At 57.7% G+C, this 2,456-nt stretch carries 2 protein-coding genes; both read left to right on the top strand.

What is annotated here, in order from left to right:
* The first annotated feature begins 727 nt into the window (after positions 1 to 727).
* Positions 728 to 1,465: a hypothetical protein gene (locus AAFO90_RS24635; RefSeq protein WP_347511156.1), complete on the top strand. Its 738-nt coding sequence runs from the start codon at positions 728 to 730 to the stop codon at positions 1,463 to 1,465.
* Entirely contained in the window at positions 1,462 to 2,382 is a 921-nt protein-coding gene (locus tag AAFO90_RS24640) for a hypothetical protein (protein ID WP_347511157.1), read from the top strand. The genes AAFO90_RS24635 and AAFO90_RS24640 overlap by 4 nt, the downstream gene beginning before the upstream one ends.
* The last annotated feature ends 74 nt before the right edge of the window (positions 2,383 to 2,456 follow it).

Genomic DNA, 2,456 nt, shown 5'->3' on the forward strand with positions numbered 1-2,456 from the left:
TGGAAGTATAGGTATTCTTGGTCATGGCGTGATCTCCCTGGCGGTTGCCGCCGCCGGTTGGGTGGGTGGATGTTCACCCGGAGATTACGCCGCCTTCAAATTTCCACCAACTCCGAGACACGACCGATGGCGCGCAGCAGCCCCAGTTTCACGAAGTCTCCAACGTCACCAGCGTACCGGTCCTGCATCCGTGGTCCTGTCCCAAGGTTGATCCGCCTCTCAGCATAGGCTCTCCCGCCACCCCGGGCCAGACGCAGAACGATTGATGAGTTAACGATACAACCGCTCCCCAACTATCAACGGCGGGGCCGTTCCACGAGGACTGTTTCTGGAATAGTTTGATCGGGTCTGAACTGGGTTGGAGGAGGACCTGAAGGGCCCGGTTTCACAGAGGATGCGAAAAACTGAAATGGGTAAATTTCTCTTATATTTCCGTGTGTTGACTCTATTCGCCAAGACCAGTTAGGTCCGCCGGGTCCGTCAGTATGAGTCTTTCGGTACCCAGTGAATTGAACATCAGCGCCAGATAGGAGGCCTGCAGAACGGGACTACCACGACAGAAAAATGGGCGCGCCAATGGCGCGCCCGGGAAGTCGGGGGCCTGATCGCCCCAGTTCTCTTGTCAAAATAGAGACCACCAACGGTCCAGACAAGCGCGATCATCAGGCTCTCACGACGAAAACACCAGAGAATCCGGAAAGGGGAACTTTCCGGACAGGAGAGAGTCATGCCTGTTTTCCTCGAAGAGGAATTCACACGAAGACCCACCGGCAAGCAGCCGGCGCTGAAGATCCCCGAGATTCACGGGGTTCTGCCCTATTCCGGTCACCGGAACCCACTGACGCGCAGCACTGTCGCGCGCCGGGTGTCCACCACCTTTGCGACGCGCGCCACGAACGGGATCCCGAAGGTCTATCACTTCGAAGCCCTGACCGAATGGGCGACCGCCCTCGACATCCTGCTCGATCCGACCGTTTACGGCATCGAGGTCCAACTCCCACCGATCTTTTATCCGTGGCCCGGCCGGAAGAAGCCGCGCGAGCATCACTTCGACATGCGTGTTACCTTCGAGGACGGGTTCCGGCGCGCTGTTTTCGTCCGGAACGGCCATAGCCTGACAAAGCCGAAAACCAAGGCCGAGATCGAGGCCATCTTCAACGCGATCCCCAAAGACTTCGCGGACGACGCGATCGTGGTCAACGGTGACCAGTATACCAGACAGTACCGCGATAACCTGTTCCGGGCCTATGACGCCTGCCAGCGGACGGATCCAGAGGCAGACGAACTGGTCAAGGAGGCTGCCCTAACGACGAACTACTGGTTACTGAAAGATCTGATCCAGAACTCGGGCCTTCCTTCGCCACGCGCGTTCGAGGCCGCCCTTCGCTTGATCGGTCGCGGCCACCTCGCCGCTGACTGGTATTCGGTCATCAGCATCCACTCCCGCGTTCGGCTACCCGAATGAGTTATGTCCCCATCTACCGTGTCCTTAAAGGATCGCGCCTCGTTCTTGATGGGTGCGACTGGCTGGTCACGGGCGTTGGGGAAAACGCCTATGCCGTCGAGGGGGTGGACGACGGCGAATGCCGGTCATTCTCCTTTCAGCGCGTTGATCAGGCGATCAAGGATCGGGACTGCGAGGTCATCGAACCGAAAGACATTGAAAACCGCGACGCTCTCCTTCGGTTCACCGGTGGCCTTGAGGTCTTCGAGCAGCTCACCGAAGAACAACAGCGTGACATCCGGTACCGGCTCGCCCTTGTTCTGGCGATCGATGCGCTGGAAGCCGAAGGGAAAAAGGTCACCCAGCGGAGCATAAATACCGGAGGTTCACTTCGCGATGATCTTCTGGAGAAGGCCTCAGAAATCCACGGGGCACACGACTTTTCCGCAACTCCTAGGGGAGGGCGGGTCACGCTTACATTCCACGTGCCTGAGGGGAGGACCCTCAGGAAATATCACTCCACTTATCACGAGTTCGGTGGCAACCCCGTGGTCCTAATGGAACGGGAACATATGAAGGGGAACCGCAGTCAGCGCCTCAGTCCCCTCCAAGAAATTTTTATAGAGCATGTCCTAGCTCTCAGATCGGATCCGCGCCAGGTCAAATTGAAACCCCTTCTGAAGCTGGCCCGAGACAGTTTCCATGTCCCCCCGAAAGAAATCGCGGCGGGTTTCAAGTTCCCGTCGATCACAACCTTTCGGGTCAGGATCAAGGCGATTTCGAAATTTGTTGAAGAGGGCGGCAGAAACGGATGGCAGTACGCGCGGAACAGGCTCGGCGCTAGTACGGCCGATATTCGCGCTCTCTATTACGGCGAAGATGTTCAGGTCGTGTCTCGGAGTTGGTGGAAATTTGAAGGCGGCGTAATCTCCGGGTGAACATCCACCCACCCAACCGGCGGCAGCAACCGCCAGGGAGATCACGCCATGACCAAGAATACCTATACTTCCAG

Source organism: Phaeobacter sp. CAU 1743 (assembly GCF_039839315.1).
GTDB lineage: Bacteria > Pseudomonadota > Alphaproteobacteria > Rhodobacterales > Rhodobacteraceae > Phycobacter > Phycobacter gallaeciensis_A.

Coding starts and splice junctions, on each gene's coding strand:
- AAFO90_RS24635 (WP_347511156.1), top strand. CDS start 728: ATGCCTGTTTTCCTCGAAGAGGAATTCACACGAAGACCCACCGGCAAG.
- AAFO90_RS24640 (WP_347511157.1), top strand. CDS start 1,462: ATGAGTTATGTCCCCATCTACCGTGTCCTTAAAGGATCGCGCCTCGTT.